The sequence below is a fragment of the Pseudoalteromonas sp. S2893 genome (assembly GCF_005887105.1).
GTDB classification, from domain to species: domain Bacteria; phylum Pseudomonadota; class Gammaproteobacteria; order Enterobacterales; family Alteromonadaceae; genus Pseudoalteromonas; species Pseudoalteromonas atlantica.
In genome coordinates, this window is record NZ_PNCY01000017.1 from 21581 (window position 1) to 39239 (window position 17659).

A 17659-nucleotide genomic window follows, 5' to 3' on the forward strand; every position below is an offset into this window, starting at 1 on the left:
AAAAGATTTAGGAGTTTTTATGTATTTTTCATCTTTTGTAACCACGTTACAACACACTGGGAATGTGACTATGCGGTTACTACAGCAAAGCGATATGCCCATAATTTGCCAGTGGCTTACACTACCTTACGCCCATTTTTGGGGTATGAGTAAACACACACTCGAGCAAATGTGCAGCGCCTACCAAGATATAATTAACAACCCGCACCATCATGCTTATGTTATTGAGCAAAATAATGAGCTGCTTGCCTTAGTTGAGCTTTACAGCCCAAAGCACGACAAACTACTCGCAGCCGCCTATGAGGTACTGCCAAACGATACCGGCATGCATATTTTACTTGCCCCAAATACACAGCCTAAACGCCATTTTAGTTTTGAAATAATGCAGTGCGTATTGCACAGTATTTTTACTCATAATGCCGATGCACGCGTAGTAGTAGAGCCCGACATTGCCAATAGTAAAATTCATAGCTTAAATAAGCGTTTAGGCTTTGTGCATACTAAGCAAATAACCCTTGGTGATAAAAACGCCTACCTTGGGTTTTGTAATAAAGCTGCGTTTGAAACGCACGTTAATTTACATCACAAAGCGCAAACGCCAATAAACACCCACTATATAAAGTTTGACCACTGGCAGTGGGCTAACAGGCACTTACAAAGTAAAGCCATTAGCGAACTGGTACACGAGCGCTTATTGGTTGCAGAGCAAACCCCACAAGGTTTTAAAGTAAATATTGAAGGGGGTTATTTTATATTTAATGGCCGTGCTATGGCGCTTAATCATATAGATATAGACGAGCCAAGCTTATGCTTTTATAACCTTAATAATGAGCAAGCAGAGCTTGATGTACTGCACTTTTTTAGTGTACATGGCCCTGCGCTGGGTTTAACTGGCGAGCGTTTAGCCACTTACCTTGAAGAGCTTAACGCCACACTTGCGAGTGCCTGTTATAAACGCGAAAACAACACTCTTAGCGCAGCCGAACTTGCGCAATTAGGGCTACAACAAATAGAGGCCGCAATGAGCGAAGGCCACCCTGCGTTTGTGGCTAATAATGGCCGTATTGGTTTTAGCAAAACCGACTTTTTACGCTATGCGCCAGAGGTGGGTAAACCGTTTAAAGTATTGTGGTTAGCGGCGCATAAAACAGTATGTGATTTTGCTTATAGTGAATACTTTAGTGATTACCCAAGCCATATTAGTGGTGAGCTTGATTTAACCACCCGTGATGCGTTTACCAAAGCGCTAAAAGCGCAAAACCTAAACCCCGACGACTACCTATTAATACCAGCGCACCCGTGGCAATACCAACATAAATTAAGTGTGGTGTTTGCCAACGAGTTTGCCAATAACCGCTTAGTGTATTTAGGTGAAGGCGACGATTTATATCAAGCGCAGCAATCTATTCGTACGTTATATAACTGCTCGCATCCGCATAAGCCGTATTTAAAAGTGGCGCTGTCTATTTTAAATATGGGGTTTATGCGCGGGCTTTCGCGCGCTTATATGGCGGTAACCCCGGCTATAAATGATTGGGTGTTTAATAAAGTAAACTACGACCCCACGCTTAGTGCGTGCAATTTTACTGCACTAAGAGAGTACGCCACCTTAGGGTATGCGCATCATACCTTTGAGCAAAGCGCGTTGGGCGATACACCGTACCGTAAAATGTTTGCCTGTTTATGGCGCGAAAACCCAAACCATAACTTACAAAATAATGAGCAGCTCACCACCATGGCCGCACTACTGCACCTAGATAACAATGGTAAAAGTATGGCAGGTGCATTAATAGATCAAAGTGGTTTAAGCACACATGCTTGGCTGCAACACTATTTTAACGCCTATCTTATCCCGTTAGTGCATTGTTTTTATGCCCATAAATTAGTGTTTATGCCGCACGGCGAAAACCTCATTTTAAAGCTTAAAAATTCAGTTCCTGTGGGCGCCTACATGAAAGACATAGGCGAAGAAGTGGCGCTGCTTAATAGCAATGAACCTTTACCTGATGAGGTTTCGCGTATTCATATTGCTATGCCAAAAGAGCTTGAGTTACTGAGCATATTTACCGATGTATTTGACTGCTTTTTTAGATACCTAGTGGCTATTTTAGTAAGAGAAGAGCGCATTACCGAGCACGACTTTTGGCACGGCGTTGCGCAAAGTGTTAAAGCGTATCAACAGGCTAACCCTGCCTTAAATGCGCGTTTTAAAGAGTATGACTTTTTTAGTGATGAATTTGCACACTCTTGCTTAAACCGCTTGCAGCTTGGCAATAATAAACAAATGGTTGATTTAACCGACCCAGCAGGCAGTTTACAGTTTGCCGGAAGTTTAAATAACCCGGTATCGGCAAAGTTGTATGGCTAAGCCTGTAACCCTTGCGCACTTTTTATTTTGCCCAAATGAGCCAGCTACTGCGGCTCATCCAAGCTTACATTTAATGCGCACATTAGCGATTCATTGCAAGGCGCATTACCCACATGCGCCTGGGCAATTTATTAGTCGGCATTTATATTTGCAGCTTTGTTGGCAAACTATTTATGCCTATTGTTATTGGTATACGTGTAAACACAACGCGCATAGTCCCATGCAATTACAGCTTAAAATTAATGGCGCTTATAGCCGAGGGTTTAACCTCAGCGGTGCGCCTATATTAAGTAAAGCCGAGCAAAACACTGCACTTATTGAGTTTATTAGCTGTGTAGGTAAGTGGATCAATACAGATTATGCGCTGGGTGAAAAAGAGCAAGGGCGCTTATTAATCGACACCCTTAACAGTGCATTTGAGCGCGCACATAGCTTAAATTTAGCAAGCGCTGATCACACTACACATTGCCATCAACAGCTACACAATTTAATCAGCAATCACTTTAATTTACACACCCCATTTAAATTAACGCCTAAGCGCTTAACGTGCTGTTGTTATTATTTAGCTGGTTACAGCAAATGCCAAACCTGCCCTAAAAAGGATATTAAAACCAATGAACACACGTCTTAAAACGATAGACCTTGCCCGAGGTGCGAGCGTTTTTATTATGATTTTGGTACACACTTTATGGATGTACTCGAGCACAACGCTTCAAAGTGAGAGCCTATTTGGCGCTGTTATCCATATACTTGGCAAAGGCACGGCCTCGTTTTTAGTGGCGATGGGGCTGTCTATGGCGCTTTCGCGCAGGCAAACCCCCCTGCTGTTAATTAAGCGCGGCGTACAGCTTTTATTACTTGCATATTTAATGAATGCGGCAAAGTTTTGGCTACCCATTGAGGTATTTAATACCATGCCCGAGGCATTTATAAATGCCTATGGCTGGCAAAGCCCGCTTAGTGCTGGGCAGTTACAATTTATGGTGTTAACCGGTGATATTTTACAACTTGCTGGGGTGAGCTTAGTGCTGTTTGGCGCGCTTAATATTGCCCGCTGGAAAACCCCATGGATTGCATGTTTAGCCATGGCTATTGCACTTGTAAGCCAGTTTGTTAGGGGGCAGCAGTTTGCGCTTTCGCCTTACATTAGCGATTTGTTTTTTGCTAATAACTACCAAGTTTATTTTCCGGTATTTCCGTGGATAAGCGCTATATTAACCGGCTTCGTGCTTGGGCGTGTATATATAAATAGCCAGCATAATGCAGCGTATTTATTTAATGTGTGTGCAAAGTTAGGGGCCGCATTATTAGTGATTGGTTCAGTGTGGTTATTTATTGATTTTAAAGGCCAGTTTGGTAACTTTTTTCACTTAAATGGCGGCGGTATTATTTATTTAGTGGGTTTAAATTTATGTGCATTAGCCTTAATAGAATATGCCATTGCCAATAAATTTAATGGTCCTATTACACGCGCTCTTTTATATGCGAGCAAACATGTAACGGCCCTTTACATTATTCAATGGGTGCTAATTTGCTGGCTTATGGGCGTGTTTGGTTATCATACCCAGTCGCTTTGGCCAACGTTGTGCTTAATGGTACTGATGAGCTTATTAACCTTTGCAGTGCACAAAGTGTATTTGCAAGCTAAGCAAACCATATTCGCTATTAAGCAAAAGCCTAAGCGTACAGCATAAACTGTAAAGGGGCTTTACGGGCGCAGTTACACGCGCCCTAGCCGGCCTTTATTGCTTCAATCACTGTGTTCATGCGCTTTGCCATTGGCCTATTTCGGTGATGGCATACATAAATATTTTCACTAATCGGATTAGCTAAATGGTGCGTTTTAATAAGCGCAGGTTTATTAAATGCGCTAACAGCATGCGCAGGTAAAACCGTAAAACCCAGTCCTAAACTGACCGGCTCCAGTATTAAACTTATTTGGTTAGAAAACCCCGTGCGCTTAATTTGATCAACATGCTCAAACTCGCTGTAGTTTTCGCTAAGTAATAGCTGCGCGTGGTGTTTTGCATCGGGATGGCCAATAAAGCCAAGCTCACATAAAACCTCCCATGTTGGGTTTTTAATATGTGCGGGGGTTACTAATAATAAAGCTTCTTGGCCAATTTTGTGGCTGGTAACTTCGCTAAGCGTGGGGGCTTGGGTTAAAAAGCCTATGTCGGCACTGTGGTTTGCCACCGCTTGCTCTACACTGGTATTAGGTGCAAAGCGATAATCAATATTAAGCTCGGTATGCTCAGCCTGTAATGCTAATAATTGGCTATAAAATTGTAGCCCACAACTGCCTGGCGATTGTATTTTTACTAGGCCGCTGTAAGGCGAGTCATCTTTTAATTGTTGTTCTAAAAATTGCCATTCTTTTAATAACAAACTGCCTTGCTGATACAAGTTTTGCCCATGCACGGTAAGGGTAAATTGTTTGCCGTGGCGCTCTAATAGCGCGCAGTTTACTTGCTGCTCTAGCTTTTTAATATGCTGGCTTACGCCTGATTGGGTCATAAATAAGCGTTCGGCGGTTTGGGTAAAATGATTTACCTCAACCAACGTACAAAACGTGTTTAACCATGTCGGGTTTATCATTACAAAACGTACTCAAAATGATGATTAATGATAATTTTACTTAATAAATACGGGTTCGTAAACTAACTCCATCAACTAATCACAGTTAAAGAGGAAGCATTATGAGTCATACATATCCACGTAGTTTTTCGCACATTGGTATTTCAGTACCAGATGTTGAAAAAGCCGTAGAGTTTTACACTAAGGTGATGGGCTGGTACACCATAATGGAGCCTACCGTGATCACTGAAGATAACAGTCCCATTGGCGAAATGTGTACCGATGTATTTGGCCCAAATTGGGAAAAATTTAAAATAGCGCACCTTTCAACAGGCGACCGTATTGGTGTAGAAATTTTCGAATTTAAAAACCAAGAAAACCCTAAAGACAACTTTGAATACTGGAAAACCGGTATCTTTCATTTCTGTGTACAAGACCCAGATGTAGAAGGCTTAGCGGAGCGTATTGTTGCTGCAGGTGGTAAAAAACGTATGCCAGAGCCACGTTACTACTACCCTGGCGAAAAGCCGTACCGCATGATCTACATGGAAGACCCGTTTGGTAACATCCTTGAGATTTACAGCCACAGCTACGAGCTTATTTACAGCGCAGGCGCTTATTAAAAGCACTTAGTTAAAAACAAAGGCCGCAGTATTTATTTACTGCGGCCTTTTTGTTTTAAATAGACTTGTAGATTATTAATTTGGCTAATATTGGGTGTATAAAAATCAATATCTTCATTTGATTTATTATAGGTACATACACTTATAGCTTACTAATTGCACAAAGTTGTTCTAAAGGAAAAACATGAATCTGTCACTAGAAGACATCACCGCCGATAACTATGAAGCCATATGCGAATTGGATGTTACTAAAACGCAAGAAGAATACGTAGCGTGTAATATGTGGTCGTTAGTTGAGGCGCACTACAATAGCGGGTATACCTGTAAAGCGATTTACTTAAATGCTCTGCCAGTTGGCTTTTTTATGTGGGTACAAGAAACCCCTGCAAAGGTTTCTATTTGGCGCTTTATGGTAGATCAAACTCATCAAAATAAAGGCATTGGGCGCAAAGCACTGGCTATGGCAATTGAAGAGATTAAAACGATTTCTAAGCTTGAACAAATCGAGATTTGTTATAACCCGCAAAATCCTGTTGCTAAAAACTTTTATTCAAGTTTCGGGTTTGAGGAAGTGGGCCTCGATGAGGATGACGACGATATGTTAGCGATTATTAAGCTATAATTTTAATTATTAAAAAGGGATTTTTATGAAGCATCTTATTACTGGTTTAGTTGTACTTTGCCTATCTTATTCGGCTCATGGTAATGAAAAAACAGCGCAAAATTTTATTACTGTTTTTAACGAGGGTTCTCAGAGTGAAGTTATTGAGTACCTCTCAAATAATATGTCTCAGAGTAGAATAGAGACCTACGGCCTTGATGCTTATGTTGGAGTGTTTTTAAACGAGAAAAATACTTATGGAAAACTAAAAGTATTAGAGTACCTACCAGAAAAAAATAATAATGATCGTATACGTGTTATTTCTCAAAATAATAATTTTGAGTATGAACTTGTTATAAATAAACAAAGTTCTCCTCCTCACAAAATTAACTACAGCAGTTTTAATGATGTTGAGTCAAAAAATATAAAAAATGCTTCACTCACCCCAAAAAGCTTTAGCCAAGAATTAGCGCAATTTATTGATAACTTAGATAATAACAACGCGTTTTCTGGTGCTGTATTAGTCGCTAAAGGCCAAAATATTTTATTTAAAAAGGCGGTAGGTTATGCCAGCAAAGAGTGGCAGGTTAAAAATAATTTAGAGACTAAGTTTTCTTTAGGCTCTATGAATAAAATGTTTACCGCTATAGCGGCGTTGCAACTTATTGAAAAAGGCAAACTCAAGCTCGACGATAAGCTAGTTAACTTTGTAGATAAAAGCTGGCTTCCTGTAGGCGATACAGATTTAATTACTGTTAGGCACCTTTTAACGCACACATCAGGATTAGGTAACTTTTTTAATGAAGAATTTAATGCCAGCAACAAAGAGGCATATCGCGACCTTTCAGCTTATAAACCCCTAGTGGCAAGTACCCCTCTTCTTTTTAAACCTGGCACACGAAACCGATACAGTAATTCAGGAATGCTAATGCTTGGGCTTATAGTTGAAAGTGTAACTGAGGAGTCTTACTACAGTTATGTAGATAAGCATATTTATAAAAAAGCAGGTATGCAAAATTCGGGGAGCTTTGCACTAGATGATGTAAACAATAACCTAGCAACGGGTTATTTAAAGCGAATGTATAGTAGCGGCTGGGTGAATAGTATTTACACCAGAGCTATTAAAGGCAGCCCTGCCGGTGGAGGTTTTTCGACAGTTGGGGACTTACACCGTTTTTCTTTGGCGTTAACACAATTTAAATTATTAAATAAAGAGTTAACACAAGCAGCTTATAGTGAAAAAACACAGTATAATTCAGCGCCTTGGTATGGTTATGGTTTTTCAGTCGGTGGAAACGATACTAATCGAGTTATAGGGCATGGCGGTGCATATTTAGGTGTTGATGCGCGGTTAGATATACATTTAGACGATGACTTCATTGTTGTTATTTTAGCTAATCAGTCAGATGTAGTGTCACCGGTAAGAAGAAAAATCAATGAATTGATTTCTAGCTATAAGCCGTAACAAATTTCAAATTGGAGTAACAGCCATCATAAGGCCATTTGCAGAGAACGACTTTTTAGCCGTTCAAAATATTTATCAGCAAGGTATTGATACCGGCAACGCGACTTTTCAAACTAAAGCTAAAAATTGGGAGCAATGGAATAGTTCTATGCTCAACTGTTGTCGTCTTGTTGCAGTTGAGGATGAAAAGGTGCTTGGCTGGGCCGGGTTATCTGCGCTTTCTAGCCGTGAGGTTTACTCGGGCGTTGCCGAGGTAAGTGTATATGTTGCAAACCAAGCCCAAGGTAAAGGCTTGGGGCAGGCACTGCTTAAAGCACTCATTAATGAGTCAGAAAAAAGCGGTATATGGATGCTACAAGCCAGTATATTCCCTGAAAATACTAATAGTATTGCTTTACATGCTCGCAATGGTTTTAGGCCGGTTGGAAATCGAGAGAAACTAGGTAAATTAAATGGTGTGTGGCGCAATGTAGTTTTAATGGAAAGGCGAAGCGCCATAGTGGGTTTATAATCACACAAACAGCGCAATAAGTACGTATGTGCCTTTGATTAGTATTAAACCATATTAGCGGCCATTGTGGCCGCCGAAAAAACTAATCATTAAAGCAAAATATCTTGCCAATTATTATCAATATTTTAAGTTGTCGAGTGACTAAATAGTGCCATGAGCGGACGGTTGTAACCTTATTCACTTGTTATAACTCTATGAACTCAAGACAAAACTCTTCATTTGATATTCTTGCTTGTTTAATCGCTACGTGAGGATAATTTTTTCTTACCACCGTTAAAATGTTTTCTTTTACATTGTTTTCTATACATGCACCTAGAATTATCTCTTTAACCGCTGAGTTAGGAAATTGAAATAGGTGTATCGGTAAGGAGGTTGTTGTGCTGATAGTCTTTTCGCTATCCTCCAATACAGCACACATTCTCCATTCTTGCTCATATTCCCAAGCCTGTGACTTAATTAAAAATAGCTCGACACTATTCAATTGATTTAAAAGTTTGGAGGGTCTAATTTTACTGTATGTGACTTTACGCAAATGATAAAACTCATCGACCTCGCTTCTCTTTCTGTTGAAGAAGGGTGAAGTATTATCAAACCCGATACAGAACCCTTTATGAGAATACGCGTAATGCGACCACATCAGAAGATTGTCGTTTTTTTCCGTTAGAGAAAGAACACCAATTAATGTGTTTGCTTTATCAATAAAAACTCTAGTTGTTTCACTGCCCATTTCTTTAAATTTGGTTTCCAAAGAAGGCCAATGCTGTTCATATAATTTACGTGTAACTGCTTCTAGCTGTGCAGGTGAAATTTGTTTGCGTATTTCTGAAGGGAATTTTTGAAGTTCTTCTTGAACCATTGTTTTAAGATCTTCATCCATAGCCTTATCGAATTCTTCCTTTGAAGCCACTGACGAAATTACTGGTCGAAACTCAAAAGGATCATTAAAATCGGCTGGCTGAGTAAAACGTATATGACCAGAGGCTAAAACATCAATTCTATCGGGCTCTAGGTATTTGAAAAGCAAAATACTCTCTCCTTGAGTTGTAACGCCACCTTAAGTGGTGAGCGACAGTTTGCTAAAATGTGAAACGAAGTGGAATCGAGCAAACTGTTACGAATCCGACTTTAAGGCCTGTTATGCAGCTGCTTTTCGAGTTTTAAGTATTTCTCTTAAAGACATTATTCTTGCTACATCTTCTTGGCAGACCTCCTTTATTTTTTGTAACTCCATTTCGACATAATTTTTATCAATTTCACGTTTGTCTTTGACAAGCTGTCTAAGGAACGTTTCATATGAGTTTTGTCGGAATTTATTTTGATCATAATTATGATTAATATAAAGTTGATAACGTGATTCATAATCTATTATAAGGCTTTTATTGACCACTTTACCTTCTTTAACTGCATGGAAGTAAATTCGAGCACTTGCAATCGAGTTTTTAATTATGTCACACTCAATAGGAGTAGCTACACCGATTAACTGAGAAGTCATTTCATGATATGCGCTCTGAAGAAACTTTCTGGACTGCTCTACACTTGCCTCATTTATGTCCTTTTTGTAGCCCATGATGTTCTCCATGTGCTCAAGGCAAGTATCAATATAATCAATTACTCTTTGAGTTTTTTCTTTTTGTTTAGCACTTCGTATCCCAAAAGCTTGCAGCGCTATACCAATTAACTTTATCACTTTTAATATTCCGATATTTACAGGCTACTCATAGCTGCATAACAATTCAATAGTGTGCTCATCGCGCATATTTCTGCCGACTTAACGCTCATTTATCTACTTTTAACAAATTACCTAAGGTATTACTATAACTAAGTTTTCTAAAGTTTTTAGGTAAAGTTAAATAGAACAATATTAAAGGAGGGTGTCATTGTAAAAGTAAAATTTCACTCGGGATTTTTTTCATATTTAGTTAAGCTTTAGCTTAGCTAAACATAATCATTAGCCTTAATTTAGGAGTTTACGTGTTAGAAGCGCTATTTGTATATGGCACTTTGTGCCCAGGGCATCCGAACGAGCATATTCTTGCCAATATTGGCGGTACGTTTGAGCAAGGCAGTGTAGTTGGCAATTTAATTAACGAGGGCTGGGGCGCCAAATTGGGCTTTCCTGCACTGGTATTAGACGAAACAGGCCAAGAGATAAATGGCTATGTGTTTAGCTCAACTAATTTAAAAGATCACTGGCATGTGCTCGATGAATTTGAAGGCGATGCGTACTCACGCATTTTAACGCAAATAAAATTGTTAAACGGCGAATACGTTCTGGCAAATGTATATGCTCTTAACGTTAAGTAATCTATATAGCAGCGCTTTTTAAGCTAAAGCGCTGCTAGAATTTTTTAATTAACTGCAAAATCGCGAGTTTCTAAATAGCTTGGTACGCTTTTAAAACAGGTCTTTAGCTTACTTGCAAGCGTTGTGGTTACTGGCGCATCACATTTTAACTGGCCATTATATTTTCCGTTAGTTAGTGCTACTAAACTGAGTGAGTCATAGCTTGGTTTACTTTGTATTTTATGAATCACCACCCCCTGCTCTGCTGAAACCTTTATTAAATCAAACTCTTCTTTTTCAGGTTGTGTTATAGCGATCTTTTTTACATATAACGGATTTTTAAAGGTCAGCTTTGTCGAAAACAAAGCCGTACCTCCGCGCTCAAAATGGCCATTAAACACAGTGGTATTTAATGTGGGTGTCAGCTTATTTATTAATAAATTTAAATCAAATTTGGTTGGTAAAATGGTGATCTGAGTTTGTTTTTTTAGTGACTCGTTTAGTGCTTTTTTGATTATTTTATGATGGGTGTCATTGGTAGTTACTTCGTACACTATTTGGTAGTTGTGTGGGGGGGCGTATAAAGGCATGTGGCTGGCAAGTACTTTATCGCCGGCTAATATAAGCGCCATACCATGAAATCCCACGTAGCTGTGGGTTTTGTGTGTGTTATACGTGTTTTGTTGAGGGTCGCTTGCTAGTGCTGCGTTCGACAATAAAATAAAAAGTAGCAGTATGTGTTTCATGTTAATGCTCAAAAATAAATATAGCGTCACTATAAGCTGATTTATATGTATAAATAATCGATAATAAGTTGTTAGTTGTTTCCTTTTAATCAATACGGTTTGGCGCTATGCATTTAGATGACATTGAAAAAGTAATTCATATGGCGGGTTCGCAAAACCTGCACACAACCGCTAAGCATTTTAATATTACCCCAGGGGCGCTGTCTAAAACGCTAAAAAAGGTTGAGGCAAACTTAGCCACGGAGCTGTTTAATCGTGTGGGCAAAACCTTAGTACTTAATGATAAAGGCAAAGAGTTTGTTAAGCACAGTAGTGATTTAGTTCATAATTACCAGCAGCTTACTAGCCGCTTTAAAAGCGATAACCATAAATTTAATGCAGTTATTGCATGCCCTGCCATTTTACTTAAAAGTGGCTTAAAAAAGTTACTTACCCCTCTTAGCAACCTGCCCTGTTCGGTACGTATTAATAATGTGTTTGAAGGTGAAGCCATAAGCCAAGTTGCATCAGGCGCTGCGCATATTGCGCTAGTAACTCGCGAGGCATTAAATAACAGCTCACATACTAATTTAGTAGCGGTTGATGTATTTAATACTGGGTTTAGTGTGGCTGCGGCCGCTGCGCATCAGCTAGTACAAACAGGCTCTTTAACGCTTAATAAAAATCAATTACTAGAGCTTGCTTTTGCATGCCCATTGTTTTCACCCCTGTGCGGCTTAGAGCAAGGTATAGGCTCCGACGGCTGGCAAGATAATATTGCACCGCGCAATATTGTATTTAGATGTAGCGATTACAGTGCATTAATAGAGGTGGTTCAAAGTGGCTTGGCCTTGGCGTATTTACCAAACTTTGTGATTGATGATTTAGGGCTTACAAAATTAACTGTAAAGGGGGTTAACAGTCACTACAGTGAAAGCATTGTAATGATATACAAACCTTCAAAGGCCGATGGTTGGCTTAATAAACTTATGCATTCTTTATAAAAAAGCGCTTAAAAATATAAAGCGCCTTAACCACTACATTAAGACGCTTTAGGATGAAAACTTTTATTTGCTAGCTATTAAAAATTATACGCTAACGACATTTTAAATTGAGTTGGCGCACCTGGGTAAACCCATAAAGCGTTGTAGCTACTTTCGGCGTAATCTTCATCAAAAATGTTATTAACACTCACATTAAGCTCTGTTTGTTCGGTTAAGTTAACGTTGCCAAATACGCCTACTAATTGGTAGCTCGGTAACCTAAAGCTTAAATCGGCGGCATCACCTAAACGGCTGCTGGTGTATTGGTAACTTGCACCAAACTCAAGCTCTTTGCCCATTAATGCTGTTTGGTGGCTAAGCGTAAGGTTTAAGTTATTTTTTGGTACATTAACCAGCGGGCTGCCTTTTTCAATTGGCACGCCCCAATCGGCATTAATAATGTCGTTTGCTGTGGTGGCGTCTATGTAGGCGTACGATAAGTTAAACGCGGTTGCATCAGTAATATAGGTGTTTACATCAAGCTCAAACCCTTTACTATCGGCTTTACCAATAGGCGCTGAAAATCCAACGTTTACAGGGTCTGCCACTAACATATTACTTTTAGACGCATCAAAAAATGCCACAGTACCGTTTATGCCTAAGTATTCAAACTTAGCGCCAACCTCAAACGAGTCGCTGTATTCAAAGCCAAACGGGTCACCGCTTGCATCTGTGCCGCTCAGTGGTAAAAAGCCTTCTGAGTAACTGCTGTAAAAGGTGAGAGCGTTATTTAGCTCATACACTACGCCAACACGCGGGCTTACTTGGCTTTCAGAGCTGGTCGAAAACACGCCGCTGTTGGTTTCTAAAATATCTTGGTCTACGCTGTCAAACCTTAGGCCCACTAATAGCTTAAATTTGTCGGTAATATCCATTTGGTCTTGAACATAAATACCGTATGCTTTTTGCTCTTCGTCGTTTTCGTAAAGCAGGCTTACTGCTGGGCGTTCTACATCGTAATTTGGCTCAAAAATATCAACGGTATAAGTGCCGTTACCGCCTCGATAGCGAGAAAGCGCAGTGCGTAAATCGTACTTGTATGCATCGGCACCTATTAATAAATGGTGCGTAATACCGGCTGTGTCTACACTGCCGCTTAGCTCAAACTTAACACTCAAATCTTCTACTTCGTAGTCGCGATAACGCTGCTGGCGAGTAAGTGTTCGGCCATCGTCAAATAACGATTGGCGCGATGGCGAAAGCTCTGCATCTGACGAAAACCCCGTTAACGTAGAGCTACGGTAGTTTGCACCGGCCACTAACGACCATTCATCGTTAATATCGTGATTTAAAGTAATTTGGTGCCCGCGCGAATACACCTGCGTGTCGCCATCGTTAGGGTTACCTAAATAACGTGAGCTTGGTACGGTGTCAAAATCGTTATCGAGTACGACAACACCTCGGTCAAATAACTGCGCTAAATCTACGTATTCAAACTCATAAGTCACACTGGTTGATGCGTTTATTTGATGATAAATAGACGGCGTAATTACCTTTTTATTGGTGTACACCTCATCGCGGTAGCTGTCGCTATCTTGCCATGCGCCATTTATTCTAAACGCGGTGGTGTCGTTAATGCCGTTAGTGTAATCGCCTTCAACGCGATTAAAACTGTCGCTGCCTAAGCTTAGTTTTAACTCACCTTGCGGCTCAAACTGTGGCTTTTTAGTCACAATATTTACAGTACCGCCGGGCTCTGAGCGCCCATAAAGTGCTGAGCCAGGGCCTTTTAGTACTTCAATGTAATCAATGTTAGATACATCACGCGGGCCGCTAAAACCACGCCCACCGCTAAAGCCATTAATTAAATAGCCCGATGGCATGTTTTCGTTACCCGAAAGGCCCCGAATAGAAAAGCTATCCCATAGTGCGCCACTGTTATTTTTACGCGAAATACTCGCTGAAAAATCGAGCGCGTCTTGTAATTTAGTAATGCCTTTTTGATCAAGCGCAGCACTGCTAACACTTACAATAGATTGCGGCATTTGCTTTTGAGGAATATCGCCACGGTATGCTTGTTTATAAGTAACCGATATTTTTTCAATTTCGTCGTTTTGCTCTTGCGCCACTGTTTGCGCACTTATGCCTAAGCAGGCTAAATAAACTAAAGAATACTTCATGATAATAGGGAAATCGAAGGTGTTATATTATAACAACAAGTTTAACATGTGTTACTTTATAACAAAACAACTTTTTAAAAAATCACAGAGCGATTAATTAATGCACTAGCGACTGCCCCGCCATCACGTTAGTATGGAGATCTCTTTAGGTTACATAACGATAATTACATGAGTATAAAAACAAACGCGTTAATCTATTTTCTAGCCTTTTGCAGTGGCTTTTGCATTATGGGTATTGAGCTATTAGGCGGGCGTATTTTAGCGCCTTTTTTTGGCAGTAGTGTGCACATTTGGGGCAGCATAATTACCGTATTTATGCTTAGCCTTTCTTTTGGGTATTTACTCGGCGGTAAGCTAAGTACTAAAAATGCATCGCTTACAAAATATGGCTTAATATTTTTAACTGCCAGTATTATGGTGGTGCCTATTGCGCTTTTTTCGCAGCCAATAATGGAGTTTATTTTTACCCACATTGAAGATACACGCTACGGCTCGTTACTTGCCTCTACGGCGTTGTTTTTTATTCCTACCGTTATTTTAGGCATGATCTCGCCTTACTCGGTGCGTTTATTAGTCACCGACAGCCATAAAAGTGGCCAAGTGGCGGGTATTTTATATTTTGTAAGCACGTTGGGCAGCGCCTTAGGGACTATTATTACCTCGTTTTACTTTGTACTGGCGTTTGATGTAAACACCATTATAAGTGCCTTTGCGTTAACCTTGGGCCTGTTAGGTGTGCTGGCAATTACTGTTAATAGCCTTGCTGGTAATAAGGAGCTTGCCCATGCGTAACTGTTTATTATTTTTAGCGGTACTGTTTTCGGTTGCGGCGCACAGTAATGTAGTGCACGAGGAGCGTTCTTTATATCGCAATATTATTGTTGATGAAACAGGTGACCTTCGCTGCTTAAAATTTAATACAAAAAGTAGCCAAACCAGCCAAAGCTGTATGTACAAAAACAACCCCGACAAACTCGTTTTTAATTATACAAAACTTACGTTTGCCAGCCTTTTAGTAACCGACAACCCTAAAAATGTGCTTATTATTGGCCTAGGTGGCGGTACGCTTTCTAATGTCATTCATGCGCTTTACCCTGCAGCTAAAATTCATAATGTTGAAATAGATCCCGCCGTTTTAAAAGTAGCCCGTAACTATTTTAACTTTATAGAAAACGATGCGGTCACCTCAAGCGTGCAAGACGGGCGTATATTTATAAAGCGCGCAGCCATTAAAAAGCAAAAGTACGATTGGATTATTCTTGATGCGTTTAACGGCGATTATATTCCTGAGCACTTACTCACCAAAGAGTTTTTTGAAGAGGTAAAAAGCGTATTGGCCGAGGGCGGTGTTATTGCCGCTAATACGTTTTCGAGCAGTAAATTATACGAGCATGAGTCGGCAACTTACCACGCCGTGTTTGGCGATTTTATTAACGTAAGCCGTGCTAATCGCTCTAACCGTATTATTTTGGCGGGTGTAAACTCTATGCCTACTGAGGCGCAAATTAATCAGCGTATTAAAGCACTTAACCCGCGTTTAAAAAAATACGATGTCGATTTAAAAGCAATTAGTACCTACATGAAAAGTACCAAAAACAAGCAAGATTGGCCTGCCAATACAAAAGTGCTTACCGATCAGTACTCCCCTGCTAACCTCCTTAATTTTTAAATCCACAAATTTATGTAGCCCCAGTTTTGGGGCTTTTTTATTTGCAACACCCCTCAATATTTACTTAGCACGCTAACCAATGCTAAAATACTTAGCATGCTAACTAATTTGAGGTAGTTATGACTACTCAAAAACCTTTTCACGAAACGCTCGATTTAACCATTATTGGTAACATGGGGCGGGTTCATAGGCTGTGCCGCGAGGCCATCACTTTAGCTGTAGAACCTTTAGGGCTTACGCAGTCGCGCTGGACGGCACTAACCCATATAAATATGTTGGGCGAGGGCATAACACAGCTTGAGCTTGCGCAGAGTTTAGGAATAGAAATGCCCTCGCTTACTCGCACATTAAAGCAATTAGAAGAGCAGCTTTTAATTACCCGTAAAGTTGATGAGCACGATAAACGCAGTAAAAAAATTTACTTTACCGAGCAAGGTGGCGCAATTTTACAGTCGCTAAACGAAAAACTCATTGATATTAAAAGCCAGCTATACAGCGGGCTAAGCACACAGCAACTCGATGCGCTTGCTTATGGCATCGTCAATATGGAAAAAAACGCACTAAACTGTATTAAAAATCAAAGTAAAGAGTAAGAGAGACAATGACACCAGATCAAAAATTTACTCGTTATGTAAGGCTTTCGTTAGCGGGTTTTGTTGTTATATTTATTTACTATTTAATTGCCGACATGTTTATGCCGGTAACGCCGCAAGCGCGGGTTTATCATCCTGTGGTGCAAATTGCCCCGCAAATAAGTGGCCGTGTTACTAAGGTATTGGTTAATAATAATCAAACCGTAAAAGCTGGCGATGTATTGTTTGAAATAGACTCAGGCCCGTATAAATTAGCGCTAGAGCAGGCACAGCTTGCCCTTGACGACGCTAAATTACAAAACAAACGTTTAGATACCAATGTAAAAGCACTGGAGGCGCAAATTTCGGCGGCCAAGGCAAAGCTGCACGAACAGCAATTACTAAATAACCGTGGCGAAGCATTATTTAAGCAGCGCTCTATTTCAGAGCAAGAGCTTGAAAGCATTAAAGCTAACTTTCAAGCAAGTAAATCAAATGTCGCCTCATTAGAAGCGCAATTGGCAGAAGCCGTACTTGCCCGTGGCGAAAGCGGCGCGCAAAACTTAGCGCTTCGCCATGCTGCAAACCAATTAGCACAAGCCGAGCTTAACTTATCGTACACCCAAGTGCGTGCGCTAAGCGCTGGTGTGGTTTCTAACTTACAACTACTAGATGGCGCATATGCGCTAACGGGTAGCCCGCTTTTAGCTATTGTGGCTAATAAGGCCGACCTTGTTGCCGATTTTAGAGAAAAATCATTACTAAATATGAAACCAGGTAGTTTGGCGCGAGTGGTATTTGATAGCCGTCCAGGTGAGGTTTACAACGCGCATATAAGCACGTTTGAGGCAGGCGTAAGCGATGGGCAACTCAGTGCAAATGGCTCGCTTAGTAGTACCGAAACCAGTAATCGTTGGGTGCGCGACGCTCAGCGCCAGCGTATTCATTTAGTGATGCCAGATAACGCTAAATTAATTGCTAATATGCCAAGTGGTGCCCGTGCCACTGTGCAACTATTGCCAGAGTCAACAATTGGGCAATGGTTAGCATCGGCTCAAATTAGGTTTATTAGCTGGCTACACTACATTTATTAATGGAGGTC

Annotated in this window: 18 protein-coding genes; 13 read left to right on the forward strand and 5 right to left on the reverse strand. The window is 40.4% G+C overall.

Annotated features, from left to right (window positions below):
• Nucleotides 1–19 precede the first annotated feature (19 nt).
• Genes CWC04_RS10890 through CWC04_RS10900 form a run of 3 tightly spaced genes read left to right on the forward strand, consistent with a single transcriptional unit; the run spans nt 20 to nt 4062 of the window.
• A complete protein-coding gene (locus tag CWC04_RS10890) occupies nt 20–2368 on the forward strand; it encodes a GNAT family N-acetyltransferase (protein WP_138685423.1) in 2349 nt (782 codons plus the stop codon).
• The gene (locus CWC04_RS10895; RefSeq protein WP_138685424.1) at nt 2361–2999 is read left to right on the forward strand and encodes a hypothetical protein; all 639 of its coding nucleotides are present in this window, start codon (nt 2361–2363) and stop codon (nt 2997–2999) included. The genes CWC04_RS10890 and CWC04_RS10895 overlap by 8 nt, the downstream gene beginning before the upstream one ends.
• Nucleotides 2983–4062, forward strand: coding sequence for a heparan-alpha-glucosaminide N-acetyltransferase domain-containing protein (locus CWC04_RS10900; protein ID WP_138685425.1), 1080 nt, complete (start codon nt 2983–2985; stop codon nt 4060–4062). Before CWC04_RS10895 ends, CWC04_RS10900 begins: the two co-directional genes overlap by 17 nt.
• A gap of 37 nt (nt 4063–4099) precedes the next feature.
• On the opposite strand, the gene CWC04_RS10905 is transcribed toward CWC04_RS10900, so the two are convergent.
• Complete coding sequence (locus CWC04_RS10905; protein ID WP_138685426.1) at nt 4100–4966, reverse strand: LysR family transcriptional regulator; 867 nt, start codon at nt 4964–4966, stop codon at nt 4100–4102.
• Nucleotides 4967–5067: 101 nt separating this feature from the next.
• On the opposite strand from CWC04_RS10905, the gene CWC04_RS10910 reads away from it, so the two are divergent.
• The 4 genes from CWC04_RS10910 (at nt 5068) to CWC04_RS10925 (ending at nt 8145) form a co-directional block, all read left to right on the forward strand.
• A complete protein-coding gene (locus CWC04_RS10910; protein ID WP_004586277.1) occupies nt 5068–5568 on the forward strand; it encodes a lactoylglutathione lyase family protein in 501 nt (166 codons plus the stop codon).
• A 184-nt stretch (nt 5569–5752) separates the two neighbouring features.
• Nucleotides 5753–6190: a GNAT family N-acetyltransferase gene (locus CWC04_RS10915; protein ID WP_138685427.1), complete on the forward strand. Its 438-nt coding sequence runs from the start codon at nt 5753–5755 to the stop codon at nt 6188–6190.
• Between the two features lie 25 nt (nt 6191–6215).
• Nucleotides 6216–7634 carry a serine hydrolase domain-containing protein gene (locus tag CWC04_RS10920; protein WP_171038576.1) on the forward strand — a complete coding sequence of 473 codons (1419 nt, stop codon included), beginning with the start codon at nt 6216–6218 and terminating at the stop codon, nt 7632–7634.
• A gap of 28 nt (nt 7635–7662) precedes the next feature.
• Nucleotides 7663–8145 (forward strand): GNAT family N-acetyltransferase, encoded by a 483-nt coding sequence (locus CWC04_RS10925; RefSeq protein WP_283235106.1) that lies wholly within the window; start codon nt 7663–7665, stop codon nt 8143–8145.
• 184 nt (nt 8146–8329) lie between these two features.
• Here CWC04_RS10925 and CWC04_RS10930 read toward each other — a convergent pair whose 3' ends face one another.
• The gene (locus tag CWC04_RS10930; RefSeq protein ID WP_138685430.1) at nt 8330–9169 is read right to left on the reverse strand and encodes a DUF2971 domain-containing protein; all 840 of its coding nucleotides are present in this window, start codon (nt 9167–9169) and stop codon (nt 8330–8332) included.
• A gap of 111 nt (nt 9170–9280) precedes the next feature.
• On the reverse strand, nt 9281–9832 hold the full coding sequence (locus CWC04_RS10935) for a hypothetical protein (protein ID WP_212747127.1): 552 nt from the start codon (nt 9830–9832) through the stop codon (nt 9281–9283).
• A gap of 284 nt (nt 9833–10116) precedes the next feature.
• On the opposite strand from CWC04_RS10935, the gene CWC04_RS10940 reads away from it, so the two are divergent.
• Nucleotides 10117–10449, forward strand: a complete 333-nt coding sequence (locus tag CWC04_RS10940; protein WP_138685431.1) for a gamma-glutamylcyclotransferase family protein — start codon at nt 10117–10119, stop codon at nt 10447–10449.
• Between the two features lie 44 nt (nt 10450–10493).
• On the opposite strand, the gene CWC04_RS10945 is transcribed toward CWC04_RS10940, so the two are convergent.
• Nucleotides 10494–11174: a hypothetical protein gene (locus CWC04_RS10945; protein ID WP_138685432.1), complete on the reverse strand. Its 681-nt coding sequence runs from the start codon at nt 11172–11174 to the stop codon at nt 10494–10496.
• Nucleotides 11175–11281: 107 nt separating this feature from the next.
• Between CWC04_RS10945 and CWC04_RS10950 the strand changes: the two genes are divergently transcribed.
• Nucleotides 11282–12157, forward strand: a complete 876-nt coding sequence (locus CWC04_RS10950) for a LysR substrate-binding domain-containing protein (protein WP_138685433.1) — start codon at nt 11282–11284, stop codon at nt 12155–12157.
• Nucleotides 12158–12234: 77 nt separating this feature from the next.
• Here CWC04_RS10950 and CWC04_RS10955 read toward each other — a convergent pair whose 3' ends face one another.
• Nucleotides 12235–14316: a TonB-dependent siderophore receptor gene (locus tag CWC04_RS10955; protein ID WP_138685434.1), complete on the reverse strand. Its 2082-nt coding sequence runs from the start codon at nt 14314–14316 to the stop codon at nt 12235–12237.
• A 168-nt stretch (nt 14317–14484) separates the two neighbouring features.
• Between CWC04_RS10955 and CWC04_RS10960 the strand changes: the two genes are divergently transcribed.
• From CWC04_RS10960 to CWC04_RS10975, 4 genes are all read left to right on the forward strand, one after another.
• Nucleotides 14485–15108, forward strand: a complete 624-nt coding sequence (locus CWC04_RS10960) for a fused MFS/spermidine synthase (protein ID WP_004586267.1) — start codon at nt 14485–14487, stop codon at nt 15106–15108.
• Entirely contained in the window at nt 15101–15985 is an 885-nt protein-coding gene (locus CWC04_RS10965) for a spermidine synthase (RefSeq protein ID WP_138685435.1), read from the forward strand. Before CWC04_RS10960 ends, CWC04_RS10965 begins: the two co-directional genes overlap by 8 nt.
• A gap of 119 nt (nt 15986–16104) precedes the next feature.
• Nucleotides 16105–16578, forward strand: coding sequence for a MarR family transcriptional regulator (locus tag CWC04_RS10970; RefSeq protein WP_054982034.1), 474 nt, complete (start codon nt 16105–16107; stop codon nt 16576–16578).
• Nucleotides 16579–16586: 8 nt separating this feature from the next.
• The gene (locus tag CWC04_RS10975; RefSeq protein ID WP_138685436.1) at nt 16587–17651 is read left to right on the forward strand and encodes an HlyD family secretion protein; all 1065 of its coding nucleotides are present in this window, start codon (nt 16587–16589) and stop codon (nt 17649–17651) included.
• Nucleotides 17652–17659 lie beyond the last annotated feature (8 nt).